This window comes from Microbacterium sp. TPU 3598 (assembly GCF_002356155.1).
Classification (GTDB): domain Bacteria; phylum Actinomycetota; class Actinomycetes; order Actinomycetales; family Microbacteriaceae; genus Microbacterium; species Microbacterium maritypicum_A.
The window spans coordinates 1089371-1103806 of record NZ_AP017975.1; the positions used below are offsets into that span (position 1 = coordinate 1089371).

Annotated in this window: 12 protein-coding genes; 9 read left to right on the forward strand and 3 right to left on the reverse strand. The window is 68.8% G+C overall.

Features of this window, described 5'->3' with window-relative positions:
- Both MST3598_RS05130 and MST3598_RS05135 read right to left on the reverse strand, forming a co-directional pair.
- Positions 1–510: a mycothiol transferase gene (locus tag MST3598_RS05130; RefSeq protein WP_036271483.1), complete on the reverse strand. Its 510-nt coding sequence runs from the start codon at positions 508–510 to the stop codon at positions 1–3.
- A gap of 74 nt (positions 511–584) precedes the next feature.
- Positions 585–1163 carry a TetR/AcrR family transcriptional regulator gene (locus MST3598_RS05135; RefSeq protein ID WP_029258573.1) on the reverse strand — a complete coding sequence of 193 codons (579 nt, stop codon included), beginning with the start codon at positions 1161–1163 and terminating at the stop codon, positions 585–587.
- A gap of 77 nt (positions 1164–1240) precedes the next feature.
- Between MST3598_RS05135 and MST3598_RS05140 the strand changes: the two genes are divergently transcribed.
- A complete protein-coding gene (locus tag MST3598_RS05140) occupies positions 1241–1642 on the forward strand; it encodes a VOC family protein (RefSeq protein ID WP_029258572.1) in 402 nt (133 codons plus the stop codon).
- 179 nt (positions 1643–1821) lie between these two features.
- On the opposite strand, the gene MST3598_RS05145 is transcribed toward MST3598_RS05140, so the two are convergent.
- Positions 1822–3297 (reverse strand): NCS2 family permease, encoded by a 1476-nt coding sequence (locus MST3598_RS05145; protein WP_021198859.1) that lies wholly within the window; start codon positions 3295–3297, stop codon positions 1822–1824.
- 90 nt (positions 3298–3387) lie between these two features.
- Here MST3598_RS05145 and MST3598_RS05150 point away from each other — a divergent pair, with 90 nt between their 5' ends.
- The 8 genes from MST3598_RS05150 to MST3598_RS05185 all read left to right on the forward strand — a co-directional run bounded on the left by MST3598_RS05150 (position 3388) and on the right by MST3598_RS05185 (position 14429).
- The gene (locus MST3598_RS05150; protein ID WP_029258571.1) at positions 3388–4764 is read left to right on the forward strand and encodes a cell division protein PerM; all 1377 of its coding nucleotides are present in this window, start codon (positions 3388–3390) and stop codon (positions 4762–4764) included.
- Between the two features lie 63 nt (positions 4765–4827).
- Entirely contained in the window at positions 4828–5415 is a 588-nt protein-coding gene (gene purN / locus MST3598_RS05155) for a phosphoribosylglycinamide formyltransferase (protein WP_029258570.1), read from the forward strand.
- A 40-nt stretch (positions 5416–5455) separates the two neighbouring features.
- The gene (purH, locus tag MST3598_RS05160) at positions 5456–7063 is read left to right on the forward strand and encodes a bifunctional phosphoribosylaminoimidazolecarboxamide formyltransferase/IMP cyclohydrolase (RefSeq protein WP_029258569.1); all 1608 of its coding nucleotides are present in this window, start codon (positions 5456–5458) and stop codon (positions 7061–7063) included.
- 167 nt (positions 7064–7230) lie between these two features.
- Positions 7231–8751, forward strand: coding sequence for a DNA-3-methyladenine glycosylase 2 family protein (locus MST3598_RS05165; protein ID WP_029258568.1), 1521 nt, complete (start codon positions 7231–7233; stop codon positions 8749–8751).
- The gene (locus tag MST3598_RS05170) at positions 8748–9245 is read left to right on the forward strand and encodes a methylated-DNA--[protein]-cysteine S-methyltransferase (RefSeq protein WP_029258567.1); all 498 of its coding nucleotides are present in this window, start codon (positions 8748–8750) and stop codon (positions 9243–9245) included. Before MST3598_RS05165 ends, MST3598_RS05170 begins: the two co-directional genes overlap by 4 nt.
- A gap of 79 nt (positions 9246–9324) precedes the next feature.
- The gene (locus tag MST3598_RS05175) at positions 9325–10374 is read left to right on the forward strand and encodes a dipeptidase (protein WP_029258566.1); all 1050 of its coding nucleotides are present in this window, start codon (positions 9325–9327) and stop codon (positions 10372–10374) included.
- A 312-nt stretch (positions 10375–10686) separates the two neighbouring features.
- The gene (locus MST3598_RS05180) at positions 10687–12618 is read left to right on the forward strand and encodes an ABC transporter ATP-binding protein (protein WP_096359472.1); all 1932 of its coding nucleotides are present in this window, start codon (positions 10687–10689) and stop codon (positions 12616–12618) included.
- On the forward strand, positions 12615–14429 hold the full coding sequence (locus MST3598_RS05185) for an ABC transporter ATP-binding protein (protein ID WP_021198851.1): 1815 nt from the start codon (positions 12615–12617) through the stop codon (positions 14427–14429). Before MST3598_RS05180 ends, MST3598_RS05185 begins: the two co-directional genes overlap by 4 nt.
- Positions 14430–14436: the final 7 nt, after the last annotated feature.

Genomic DNA, 14436 nt, shown 5'->3' on the forward strand with positions numbered 1-14436 from the left:
TCATGCCCGTTCGGTCGGTCCGGCGGCTCGGCGGCGGGCAGCGAGTATCGCTGCCCTCAGGATGTCGAGCTGTCCGGTGTTCCAGCCCAGCTCACTCAACACGTGGACGTAAATCGCGAGCAGGCTGCGCCGGTTCTCGCCGACTTCGTCGTCGAGCCCGCGATCGGTCAGATTGCTGTCAGCGAGGGCGCTGATGCGTCGACACTCTGCCGTGACGGAGGCGATATCGTCGGTGCGCCGCACTTTCCAGGAGTTGGCGGTGGCCACCGGCAGGCCGATCTCGGCCCGGGGGCGCCCGGTGATCCTCTCGTCGAACCAGACGCCCTCCACGTACGCCGTGTGACGCACGACTCCCAGCAGACTCGGAGCGCCGGGGATCGGCGCGGACCGCGCCTCCTCTTCGGTGAGGCCTTCGAGGCTGGCCAGAATGAGCTCCCGGTACTCGAGGAGGCGCCGGTCGACGTCCCGTCTCAGGTCGAACGGGTGGTCGTCGCGGTGTCGGTGATGCACGGGATCTCCTCAGGGTCGGGACTCCACCCTCGACGCCGGTCGGTGCGCTGCGCCGTCGGCGCGCCGCATCGCCCTCAGCTGGGCGGGACCACGGCATCCAGGATGCGCTCGAGTGCCACGTGCGCTTCCGACCGCGCGTCGGCGTCATCGGGGTGCGCGGCGAGCCACAGCGCGAGCTCGTTCATCGCTCCGGAGAGTGCGGCGGTGAGCGGATCCACGAGCGCGGGGGAGACGCCGGCTTCGCGTAGGCCCGTGCGCAGCTCCTGCTCCGGTCCCTCCGCGTCGAGTCGGCGCCACTGCTCCCCGCCGAGCACGGCGGGACCGTCGACGAGCAGCACGCGTGACGCCGCTCCCCGGGTGATCGCGTCGAGGAACGCGTGACTGCCGTCGCGGAGAGCGGCATCCGGAGCACTGTCTTCCGTGGCGTCGCGGATCGCGTCGGCCACGGACTGCTGCTGGGCGGCCGCGACGTCGCGGAAGAGCAGCGGCTTCGACGTGTAGTGGTGGTAGACCGCACCTCGTGTGACTCCGGCAAGGCGGGCGATCTCGTCCACGGATGCGGTGGCGTACCCGTGCGCCGCGAAATGGGTCGTGGCGGTCTCGAGAACTCGTCGCGCGGTCTCGGCGGCGTCGGCCGCGGATGCTCGGGGCATGACTCTTTCCTTACGTACAGGTTGTATGTATCCTAGTCACGCAGAATACAAACACGCTGTATGTAAAGGAGAGACGAATGCGGATCACGAGCTTCTACCCGGTGCTGATGGTCGAAGACGTCGCAGCGAGCGCGCGGTTCTATAAAGAGGAGTTCGACTTCGAGGTGGTGTTCGAGGCCGACTGGTACGTGAGCCTGCGCTTCGATGGCGGTGAGCTCGCGATCCTCGACCGTTCGCACGAGACCATCCCCAAGGGATTTCGTGAGCCCGTGCGCGGGCTGCTGCTCAACGTCGAGGTGCCGGATGCCGCTGCCGAGCATGCGCGCCTGGTGGGGGAGCGGGGTCTGCCGGAACGGCTGCCGCTCCGCGACGAGGCCTTCGGTCAGCGCCACTTCATCGTCGAGGCGCCCGGCGGTGTGCTGATCGACGTGATCGAGCCGATCGAGCCGTCGCCGGAGTTCGCTGCCGCCTACGCCTGAGCCGCGCGAGGTGGCCGTCTTCGTCAGATGCATGACCTCTCAGCGGATGCATGGCCGCTCGGGGCGTGTGTTCCTGCATCCGGCCGATGCACATGCATGTGACGGCCGCGGCGGCGGGAGGTACGGAAGAGGGGCGGATCCCGCAGCACCCGCCCCTCTACCGTGACCTCCGATCGGCGTCAGATCCCGACGCCGAAGAGCGCTTCGATCGGACCTCGGGCGAAGAAGATCAGGAAGCCGGCGCCCACGACCCACAGCAGCGGGCTGATGGACTTGGCCTTGCCGGAGAACGCGTGGATGAGCACCCAGCTGACGAAGCCCGCGCCGATGCCGTTCGCGATCGAGTAGGTCAGCGGCATGACCGAGACGGTGAGGAACACCGGCAGCAGCACGCGGAAATCGCTGAAGTCGATGTAGCGGATCTGCGCCATCATCATCGCACCGACGATGATCAGCGCGGCAGCGGCGATCTCGGTCGGGACGATCGACGTCAGCGGGGTCAGGAACATCGCGATCAGGAACACGACGCCGGTGACCACGTTCGCGAGTCCGGTGCGCGCACCCTCGCCGATACCGGCGCCCGACTCGATGAAGACCGTGCTCGAAGACGAGGAGGTCGCGCCACCGGCGATCGCGCCGACACCCTCGACGACCAGCGCCGACTTGATGCGGGGGAAGTCGCCGTTGTCGTCGGCGAGGTTCGCCTCCTTCGCGAGGCCCGTCATGGTGCCCATGGCGTCGAAGAAGTTCGTGAAGAGCAGCGTGAAGACGATCATCACGATCGCGACGAGGCTGACCTTGCTCAGATCGAAGCTGAAGTCGACGGCGCCGATCAGGCTGAGGTCGGGCACACCCACGGGGGAGCCGTCGAGCGCGGGAACCGTCAGGCCCCAGCCGCCCGGGTTGACCACGTTGCCCTCGTCATCGAAGCCGCGGGCCCCGATGTGCCAGATCGCCTCGACGATGACTGCGAGCACGGTGCCGCCGATGAGTCCGATCAGCATGCCGCCCTTGATCTTGAGGGCGACGAGGATGCCGGTGAGGAGGAGGGTGATGACGAACAGCAGGGTCGGAACGGTCGCGACCGATCCGTTCACGCCGAGGCCGACCGGAGGAGACGAGGCGCCGGTCGCCGTGACGAAGCCGGAGTTGACGAAGCCGATGAACGCGATGAAGAGGCCGATACCGACCGTGATCGCGATCTTCAGCTGGAACGGCACCGCGTCGAAGATCGCCTTCCGCAGCCCGGTGGCGGCGAGCAGCACGATGACGACACCGTTGATCATCACCAGCGCCATGGCCTCGGGCCAGGTCACCTGGCCGACGACCGAGAACGCGACGAAGGCGTTGATGCCGAGGCCGGCGGCGAAACCGAACGGGAGGCGCGTGACCAGTCCGAACAGGATCGTCATCACACCGGCGGTCAGCGCGGTGGCGGCGCCCACGGCGTTGAAGCTGAGCATGTCTCCGGCGACATCGGGCTTGCCGGAGAGGATGATCGGGTTCAGGATCACGATGTAGGCCATCGTGACGAATGTCACCAGACCCCCTCGGATCTCGGTGCCGATCGTGGATCCGCGCTTGCTGATCTCGAAGAAGCGGTCCAGGGAGTTCTTGGGTTCGGTGGATGCCGGGGCGGGCGGGGCAGTTGTCATCGGGAAACCTCCGGAGAAACGCTATCGTGTCGCCGACCCCACGCGCGCCCCCAGGGCTTCGTCGACAACTCGTCGTAGTCTCGAAACGCTATGCAACGCCTCCTCGTCGCGCTCCTCGCCGCCTTCGACGCCGCCATCGCTGCGGCCGTCGGTCTCGTCGTGCTGCTCGCGCCGCTGACGCTGCTGTGGACGCTCGCCTTCGGGGTCACGGCCGACTGGGGCGCGCTCTGGCCGCTCACCGGCACGCTCTGGGAGTTCGGCCACGGCGTGACCCTCGAGGTCACGATCCCGGACGAGCTGCTGGTCGCTCTCGCGATCCCCCCGCAGGCGGCCTCGTTTGCGGTCTCGATCACTCCACTGGCGTTCCTGCTCTTCACCCTGCTTTTCGCCGCCCGCTCGGGTGCCAGGGCCGCGGCAGCCGGAACGTGGCTGCTCGGCTCAGTGTCCGGGACGGTGGTGTTCGCGGCCATCTCCACCGGCGTCGCTTTGACCGCGCGACTGGATGCCGTGCAGACCCCCCTGGCCCTCGCGATCGGGCTCCCCACCGCCGTCTATCTCGTCGGTGCGGTGTGCGGGGCTGTCCGGGTCGCATGGGAAGAGGGGGATGGCGGAGTCCTCGACCGTCTGCACGACCGCATCGACGCCCGCGAGGATTGGGCGCCCGTCCCCGTCGCGATCGTGCGCGGCACGGCCTTCACCCTGGTCGGCGTGATCGGAGCGGCCGCTCTGGCCCTCGCCGTCATCACGCTGTTCCGCGGTGGCGAGGTCGTGGCGCTGTTCCAGGCTGCCCGTGTCGATGCGCTCGGCGCGACCGTGATGACGCTGGCGCAGCTCGTGTATCTCCCGACCCTGATCGTGTGGGCGGCGTCCTGGCTCGCCGGCCCCGGCTTCGCCGTCGGCGTCGGAACCGCGGTCTCGCCCGCCGGTACGCAGTTAGGAGTCGTTCCGGGCATCCCGGTGTTCGGGCTGCTGCCCGAGAACAGTTCGATGTGGATGCTGATCGTGGTGCTCGTCCCGATCGCCGCCGGTGCTTTCGCCGGCTGGGCGGTGCGTTCGCGCCTCGTCTGGGAGGGCACGCCGTTGGGGACGATGCAGCGGGCGGCGATCGCGGTGGGGATCGCCGTCGTCAGCGCAGGGGTCGCGGGCCTCGCCGCGGTGCTCGCGAACGGCTCGATGGGTCCGGGAAAGCTCGCCGATGTCGGTCCCGCGGCTCTTCCGTTCATGCTGGCCCTCGGACTGGAGGTGCTCGTCGGCGCCGCGATCCTGCTGCTGTCACCGCGTCACCGCGATGAGCTGGCCGAGGAGCGTACGGACCGCTGGATCGCCGAGATGACCGAGTTCGACCCGAGCCTCGCATCGGCGCGGACAGCGCCCGGTATCCCCTTCTCCGAGACGCCGACGTTCGACGACACGGCGCCCCTGGACGATGTCCGCGGCTTCGCCCCGCCGCGTCACGAGCGCGATTGACGTCCACCGCCCGTGAGCGGAAGCCGGGCGGAAGAGGGCTTCGCGCCCCGGTAGACTGGGCGCGTGCTCACGGTCGCCGTTCTCATCTCGGGCACCGGCTCGAATCTTCGCGCCCTCCTCGAGGCCGCTCGTCACCCCGATTTCCCCGCCAGGGTGATCGTCGTCGGTGCTGACCGTGAGGCGGACGGACTCGCCCACGCCGAGGAGTTCGGCATCCCCAGCTTCACCGTGCCCTGGCATGAGCACGAGAGCCGCGAAGCCTGGGGGGAGGAGGTCGCCCGCCAGCTCGCCGTCTGGGCCCCCGATCTCGTGGTGCTCAGCGGCCTCATGCGTCTGCTTCCTCCGTCGCTCGTCGCGCAGTACTCGCCACGCCTCATCAACACCCACCCCGCGTACCTTCCCGAGTTCCCCGGGGCACACGGCGTCCGTGACGCCCTCGCCTCCGGCGCGGCCGAGACCGGTGCCAGCGTGATCGTGGTCGACGACGGTGTCGACACCGGGCCGATCCTGGCGCAGGAACGTGTCGCGATCCTCGAGGGCGACACCGAGCACAGCCTGCACGAACGGATCAAACCCGTCGAACGTCGACTCCTCATCGACGTCGTCCGCGGGATCGCCACCGGCGCGCTCGTCCTCGACCCCTCTTCCTGACCCCCTCCACCCGACGCCCCCCCGCACGAAGGAGCCCATCATGGCCGGCCCCCGCCACGACCCCACGCTCTACCGCGATCGCGACACCGTGCCGATCCGGCGCGCTCTCGTCTCGGTGAGCGACAAGACCGATCTCCTGGTCCTCGCCGAGGCTCTCGCCGACGCGGGCGTCGAGATCGTCTCGACCGGCTCGACGGCATCGACCATCCGCGATGCGGGTTTCCCCGTCACCGACGTCGCCTCCGTCACGGGGGTCGCCGAGATGCTCGACGGTCGCGTCAAGACGCTGCACCCGAAGATCCACGGCGGTCTGCTCGCCGATCTGCGCCTCGAGGATCACGAGCGCCAGCTCGCCGAACTCGACATCACCCCGTTCGAGCTCGTCGTCGTGAATCTCTACCCCTTCGTCGAGACCGTCGCCTCGGGCGCCGTCGGCGACGATGTCGTCGAGCAGATCGACATCGGCGGGCCCGCGATGGTGCGTGCCGCCGCGAAGAATCATGCCAACGTGGCGATCGTGGTCTCACCGCAGTCGTACCCCGGCATCATCTCGGCCCTCGCCGACGGCGGCACATCGGTGTCGCAGCGCCGCGAACTGGCCGCCCGCGCCTTCGCGCACACGGCGGCCTACGACACGGCGGTCGCGTCGTGGTTCGCCGAGGGGACGCTGCAGGATGACGGCGACCTCCCGACCCACCTGACGATCCAGGCCGAGCGCCTTGCCACGCTCCGCTACGGCGAGAACTCGCACCAGCGCGGCGCGATCTACACCCGTGCCGGCGGCCACGGCATCGCCCAGGCGACGCAGCTGCAGGGCAAGGAGATGTCGTACAACAACTACGTCGACGCCGACGCCGCGCTGCGTGCCGCCTACGACATGGTCAAGCCGGCGGTCGCGATCATCAAGCACGCCAATCCGTGCGGCATCGCGACCACCGCGCCGAACGCTCTCGACCCGATCGCCAGCGCCCACCTGCGCGCGCACGAGTGCGACCCGGTCTCCGCATACGGCGGGGTGATCGCGGCCAACGGTACGGTCACCCTCAAGATGGCCGAGAACCTCAAGGACATCTTCACCGAGGTCATCGTCGCGCCGTCGTTCGAGCCGGCCGCGCTCGAGGTGTTCAAGGCGAAGAAGAACCTGCGTCTGCTGCAGCTGCCCGAGGACTGGCAGCAGGAGCGCATGGATGTGCGTCTCGTCTCCGGTGGACTGCTGCTGCAGGACGCCGACCGCTTCCCCGACGACATCGTCTCCGTCGCGAAGAACTGGGAGCTCGTCTCCGGCGAGCGTCCGAGCGACGAGGAGATGGAGAACCTCATCTTCGCGTGGAAGGCGTGCCGCGCGGTGAAGTCGAACGCGATCGTGCTCGCGAAAGACAACGCCACGGTCGGCGTCGGCATGGGCCAGGTCAACCGTGTCGACTCGTGCCGGCTGGCGGTCGAGCGCGCAGGCGACCGCGCCGCGGGATCGGTCGCGTCTTCCGATGCGTTCTTCCCCTTCGCGGACGGCGCCCAGGTCCTGATCGACGCCGGAGTCACGGCGATCGTGCAGCCGGGCGGATCCGTGCGTGATGAGGAGGTCGTCGACGCGGCTCGCAAGGCCGGCGTCACGATGTTCTTCACAGGGGAGCGCCACTTCTTCCACTGAGTGCTCTCCGCGCTCGCACCTCGAGACCCACTCTCCACGTCGAGACCCGCACGCGCCGCTCCGGCGACGTGGGGGTGGACGAGGCGGGTGGGTCTCGGCGTTCCCTACTCGACAGCCGTGTCCGATTTCCGCCAGTCGGCGTCGAGGGAGCGTGACAGAGTGGAGGCATGAGCTTCCCCGTGACCGACTTCGACGAGCGCTACCGCGCGATCAGCGCGCGCGACACCCGTTTCGACGGGCAGTTCGTGACCGCCGTCCGCTCGACCGGGATCTACTGTCGTCCGAGCTGCCCCGCCCGCACGCCCAAGCCGCAGAACGTCACCTTCTATCCGACGAGCGCCGCGGCTCACGAGGCCGGGTATCGGGCGTGCAAGCGATGCCTGCCCGAGGCGGCGCCCGGTTCTCCCGCGTGGGACATCCGCGGTGACACCGCCGCGCGGGCGATGCGCCTGATCTCGGATGGCGTGGTGGAGCGCGAGGGCGTTCCCGGGCTGGCTGCGCGCCTGGGATACTCCAGCCGGCACCTCACGCGGCTGCTGACCACCGAACTCGGCGCCGGGCCGCTCGCACTGGCGCGAGCACACAGGGCGCACACCGCGCGCATGCTCCTCGTCGGCACCGACATGCCGATCTCCGATGTCGCGTTCTCCGCCGGATTCGCCAGCATCCGACAATGCAACGACACGATCCGCGAGGTCTTCGGACTCACCCCGGGCGAGCTCAGGGCCCGACGAAGGCTTCCGGCGTCCGCGGTTCCCGGCGCGATCGACCTCGTGCTGCCCTACCGCGGCCCGCTCGACGCGAGCGGCATCTTCGCCTGGATGGCGGCACGCGCCGTTCCCGGTATCGAGGAGACGACGTCGACGTCGTTCTCCCGGCATCTGCGGATGTCGGGAGGACCCGCCTGGTTCGACGTGCGTCAGGACGATGCGTCTCGTCTGCACCTGCGCGCCCGGGTCGCGCGGCTGGGCGACCTGGCCCCGCTCGTGTCGATCGTGCGGCGCATCTTCGACCTCGATGCCGATCCGCAGGCGATCGACGAGGCGCTCTCCGCGCACACCGAACTCGCCCCGCTCGTCGCGCGCACCCCAGGCATCCGGGTGCCGGGTTCGGCCGATCCGCATGAGATGCTCATCCGCGCCATGGTCGGTCAGCAGATCACCGTGGTCGCCGCCCGGACCGCGCTCACAGCGCTCGCCGAGGCGTTGGGGGAGCGCACCGAGAACGGGCTGCTCTTCCCGACGATGACCGCGATCGCCGCCCACGGAGCCGAGGTGCTGCGAGGGCCGGCCGCCCGCATCCGCGCCATCACCGGCGCTGCGGCCGCTCTCGCCGACGGCTCCCTGACGCTCACGGTCGGAGACGACGGTGTCGACCAGCGCGCTGCTCTGCTCGCGATGCCGGGAATCGGACCCTGGACAGCCGACTACGTGCGCATGCGTGTGCTCGGCGATCCCGATGTGCTGCTCCCGGGAGACGTCGCGCTGCGCGCCGGCGCTGCGGCCTCCGGCCTGCCGGGCGAACCACGTGCGCTCACCGCCTGGGCCGAGCGCACCGCCCCCTGGCGGAGCTATCTCAGCGCGCACCTGTGGCGCGCAGCACCTGTACGCCCCGTGGGTCCTCGACGCGCCTCGGCTGCGGCACGTCCCACCCCCGCGGAAGACACGACGACGAAGGAGACCTCATGACCGCCCTCATCCAAACCATCGAGACGCCGGACGGCGCGTTCACGATCCTTGCCGACGACCGGCAGCGCGTACTGTCTTCCGGATGGACCTCAGACGTCGAGGCGATCCTCGGCAGGCTGTCCGCGGCGCACCGACCGGAAGATCTCCGAGACGGTGAGACCGAGGCCGCCGAGGCAGCGCTCGCTTACTACGCCGGCGACCTCTCCGCGATCGACGATGTCGCCGTGAAGCAGACCGGAACAGCCCTCCAACTCGCCGGCTGGTCGGCGCTGCGGTCGATCGAGCCGGGCGAGCCTCTGACGTACACCGGTTTCGCGACGCGGCTCGCCAATCCCCGCGCCGTGCGCGCGGCGGCATCCATCTGCGCGCGCAACGCACCGGCGCTGTTCGTCCCGTGCCACAGGGTGTTGCGCACCGACGGCACCCTCGGCGGATTCGCCTGGGGGATCGATGTCAAGGAGAGCCTGCTCGCGCGCGAGAGTCGCGCGGGTTGAGTCGCAGGCACCACGACGGGCGGTCGACATGGTGCCCGTCGACGAAGCATCCCGACCGACGCGGCCATAGGCTCGTGCCGTGACCGCCAACGATGCACTCGCCCTCCACCGCCGCGCCGTCGTCGCCGACGCACACAACGATCTGCTCTGCTCGGTGGCGAGCCGCCCCGCGGACGAGTGGTCGGACTACTTCCGCGCCCAGTGGCTTCCCCAGCTGCACGAAGGTGGTGTCGGGCTGCAGGTGCTGCCCGTGTTCATCGATGACGTGTATCGCCCGGAGGGGGCGCTGCGTCGCACCCTCCGCATGATCGAGGCCGCGCATCGGCTGGCGGAGGGCAACGCAGACACCGTCGGTCTGTGCGGGGATGGCGACGACATCGATCGGGTGATCGGCGAGGGCCGCATCGCGCTGGTGCTCGCCCTGGAGGGGATGCCCGGCATCGCCGACGACGTCGAGCTCCTCGAGACCGTGCATCGCCTCGGGGTGCGGATCGGCTCGGTGGCGCACTTCGGGCGCAGCGCGTTCGCCGACGGCAGCGGCGAAGACGCCGCAGGCAGCAGGCTGACGCGAACCGGGGTCCGAGCGGTCGCCGAGATGGAGCGCATCGGCATGATCTTCGACATCAGCCACCTCGGAGCGGGCGGGGTCGACCACGTGCTCGAGCTCGCCACGCGCCCGGTCATGGCCACGCATTCCTCGGCCCGTGCGCTGTTCGACCACCACCGCAACCTCACCGATGCCCAGATCGCCGGGGTCGCCGAGAGCGGGGGAGTCGTGTGCGTCAACTTCTTCGCTCCGTACCTGCATGAGAGCGCGTACACGATCGACACACTGATCGACCACTTCGAACGCGTGGTGTCGGTCGCCGGAATCGAACACGTCGGGATGGGGCCGGACTTCGTCCGCGAAGTGCTGGAAGACACCACGGCACCGTGCTGCGTGCAGACGACGATCGAGGGCGTGCCGGCCGATCGATACCTGCCGGGCCTCGAGGGCCCGGCAGGTCTCCCGCTCGTGACCGAGGCGCTGATGCGTCGTGGCTGGCGGGAAGAGGAGATCCTCGCCGTCCTCGGCGGCAACCTGCAGCGGTTCCTCCGATCCGGGCTCGGAGCCGCAGCCCTCGCCTGAGGCTCCCGGCGTCCCCCTCCGCGGTCGTCGAGAGCCGCGGTCGACGAATCGGGAATGACTCTTGCTTTCAGCTGGTTCACAGCAATAGGCTGGTGGGCTGTCGCGCCAACCGGACGACATCGCCGAGCCCCTGAGGAGGACACCATGACCACGATCGCCACCGCGCGGATCGCAGCTCTCGGCTCGACCCCGGCGCGTCCGCTCTCCTAGAGCCACCCCGCCCCTTCTTCGTCGGATACCGGACTCCACGAGTCCGCTCTCGTATCCGTCCCCTTCCGCAATCGCTTTCCATACGAAACTCGTCTGAGAGACATGTCTTCCTCGCCTTCCGTGCAGAATCCCTCGCCTTCATCGACCCTTTCCACTCCGGCCGCACTGTGGCGCCTGAAGCCCTTCGTGAAGCCCGTCATCTGGCGGCTCGCCGGCGGTGCCGCCAGCGCGCTCATCGCCGCCGTCATCGCCCTGATGATCCCGATCGTGCTCGAGCAGATCATCAGCGGACCCGTTCGCTCCGGTGAGATCAGCGCCATCGTCTGGGGTGCCGTCGCCGTCTTCGCTCTCGCCCTCGGCGAGGCCCTGATGGTGTGGCTGCGACGCCAGTTCGTGCTCAACCCCTCGACCGAGGTCGAGTACAAGATGCGCACCGAGCTCTACTCGCGCCTGCAGACCCTTCCGGTGTCGTTCCACGACCGGTGGGGCTCCGGACAGCTGCTCAGCCGCATGATGCAGGACATCGGCCTCATCCGCCGCTGGCTCGCGTTCGGCCTCGTGCTGCTGGTCGTCAACATCCTCACGATCATCATCGGCTCCGTGCTGCTGTTCCGCTGGCACTGGCTGCTGGGCACGATCTTCCTGGTGACCGCGATCCCGCTGTGGATCCGCGGTTACCTGTTCGAGAAGCGCTACGGCGCGCTCACCCGTCGCAGCCAGGACCAGGCCGGCGACCTCGCCACGAGTGTCGAGGAGAGCGTGCACGGCATCCGCGTGCTCAAGGCGTTCGGTCGTGGCAAGCACGCTCTCAGCCGCTTCAGCCGCCAGGCCGAGACGCTGCGCGAGACCGAGATGAGCAAGGCCGGCGCGATCGCGTCGATCTGGTTCTGGCTCGACCTCATGCCGCAGATCGCCTTCGGTCTCAGCCTGATGTCCGGCATCTGGCTGATCTCCGTGGGGCAGATCGACGAGGCACAGCTGTTTGCCTTCTTCGCGATGGCGGTCGTGCTGCGGTGGCCCATCGAGTCGATCGGCTTCCTGTTCTCGTTCATGCTGGATGCGCGCACGGCGACCGACCGCGTGTTCGACATCTTCTCGGAGACCAACACCATCACCGACCCGGAGAACCCGGTGCACATCGAGAACCCGCGTGGGGAGCTCGCGTTCCAGAACGCGCACTTCCGCTATCAGGACGCCGGTGCCCACGAGCGAGATCTGCTCGACGGTATCGACCTGGTGCTGCGCCCGGGTGAGACCATGGCGCTGGTGGGCCTGACCGGCAGCGGCAAGACCACTCTCACCACGCTGCCCACGCGTCTGTACGACGTGACGGGCGGCAAGGTGACGCTCGACGGTGTCGATGTGCGGGATCTCCCTCTCGCCGAGCTCCGTCAGCACATCGCCATGGCGTTCGAGGACGCGACACTGTTCTCGGCGACGGTCCGTGAGAACGTGCTGCTCGGACGTGCCGAACTCGATGTGCACAGCGACGAAGGCGAGCGCGTGCTCCGCGAGGCCCTCGACGTCGCCCAGGCGTCGTTCGTCGACGCGCTGCCCGACGGCGTCGAGACGGTGATCGGTGAAGAGGGGCTCAGCCTCTCCGGCGGCCAGCGTCAGCGGCTCGCCCTCGCCCGTGCGGTCGCGGCGAAGCCGAAGGTGCTCGTGCTCGACGACCCGCTGTCGGCTCTCGATGTCGACACCGAGGCCCTCGTGGAGGAGGCCCTGCGACACGTGCTCGCCGACACCACGGCCATGATCGTGGCGCACCGGCCCTCGACCGTCGCCCTCGCCGACCGCGTCGCCCTGCTCGAGGCGGGTCGTGTGACGGCGGTGGGGACGCACTCCGAGCTGCTCAAGTCGAGCCGGCACTACCGCCACGTCATCTCGAGCCTGGAGGCCGAGGAAGCGGCGCGCACCGGCGCGATCCCCGTGATCCGCGATGAGCAGGCCGAGATCGACGAAGAGGTCCGCGAGGGCCTCGGGATGCAGGCCGCCGACGAAGACCCGACCACCGAGAAGGAGGTGCAGCGATGAGCTCCGCCGTCACCGGAACCCAGAACGAGGATCGTTCCGAGTACACCCGCGAAGAGAGCCGGGAGATCCGTCGTCGATCCCTCCGACTCCTCGGATCCCTGGTCAGCCCGTTGAAGCCGAGGATCGTCCTCGCCGCCGCGGTGCTGATCGTGTCGACCGCTCTCCAGGTCGCCGGCCCTATCCTCATCAGCATCGGCCTCGATCGCGCGCTGCCCGCGGCCATCGATCGGGCCGACTGGATGCCGACGTTCATGATCGGCGGCATCTATCTGCTGGCGGGTGCGCTCGCCGCCGTGCTGATCGCGTGGTACGTGATCATCGCGGCCAAGCTCACCCAGGCGGTGCTGCTCGATCTGCGCAAACGCATCTTCCTGCACACCCAGCGCCTGAGCCTGGAGTTCCACGAGTCGTACACGTCCGGGCGCATCATCTCGCGCCAGACGAGTGACCTCGACTCGATCAAGGAGCTCCTCGACGGCGGTCTGAACGAGCTCGTCTCCGGCGTGCTCTTCGGGCTCTTCACCTTCATCGCGCTGTGCTTCTGGGACTGGCAGTCGGGTCTCATCCTGGCGATCGGCGGCGTGCCGCTGTTCTTCCTGATGAAGTGGTTCTACTCGCGCTCGCAGTTGGTCTACCGCGAGTCGCGGGTGATCAGCGCGAAGGTGATCGTGCAGTTCGTCGAGACGATGACCGGCATCCGGGCCGTGAAGGCCTTCCGCAAGGAGCCGCGCAACGACAAGGCGTTCCAGGAGATCGCCGGTGACTATCGCGACGTCAACCGTCGCTCGATGCTGCTGTTCGGCACGTTCGAGCCCGGGCTCATGGGTGTCGCGGCCCTCGTGCTCGGAATCGTCGTGCTGTGGGGTGGTATCCGCGTCTCAGAGGGGGCGCTGACCGTCGGCGTGCTGCTGTCGGCGGTGCTGTATGTGCGCAACTTCTTCGCCCCGATGCAGGAGATCGCGATGTTCCTGAACTCCTACCAGTCGGCCACGGCCGCGCTGGAGAAGGTGTCGGGCGTGCTCGAGGAGGTGCCGACGGTTCCGGATCCCGAGAAGCCGATCGACCTCTGGGAAGCCCGCGGGCACGTGGAGTTCGACGAGGTGACGTTCGGCTACAACGGAGAGAAGACGATCCTCCCGAACTTCTCCCTCGACATCCCGGCCGGGCAGACGATCGCTCTGGTGGGCACGACCGGCGCGGGCAAGTCGACACTCGCCAAGCTCATCTCCCGGTTCTACGACCCCTCCGATGGGCGGGTCACCCTCGACGGCGTCGACCTGCGCTCGCTGCACCCGAAGGACCTCCGCCGCGCGATCGTCATGGTCACGCAGGAGGCCTACCTGTTCAGCGGGACCGTCGCCGACAACATCGCCCTCGGCAAGCCGGAGGCGACGCTCGACGAGATCAAGGCGGCGGCGCGGGCCGTGGGCGCCGACGGGTTCATCTCGTCGCTCCCCGACGGCTACGGCACCGATGTGAACAAGCGCGGCGGTCGGGTCTCGGCCGGTCAGCGTCAGCTCATCTCGTTCGCCCGGGCCTTCCTCGCCGACCCGGCGGTGCTGATCCTGGACGAGGCCACGGCGTCGCTGGACATCCCGTCGGAGCGACTGATCCAGGATGCCCTGCAGACCCTTCTCAAGGACCGCACGGCGATCATCATCGCGCACCGCCTGTCGACGGTCGCGATCGCCGACCGGGTTCTCGTGATGGAGCACGGACGCATCATCGAGGATGACACCCCTGCCGCGCTCATCGGCGGAACAGGCAAGTTCGCCCAGCTGCACGCGGCGTGGCAGGAGACGCTCGTCTGATCGCCCT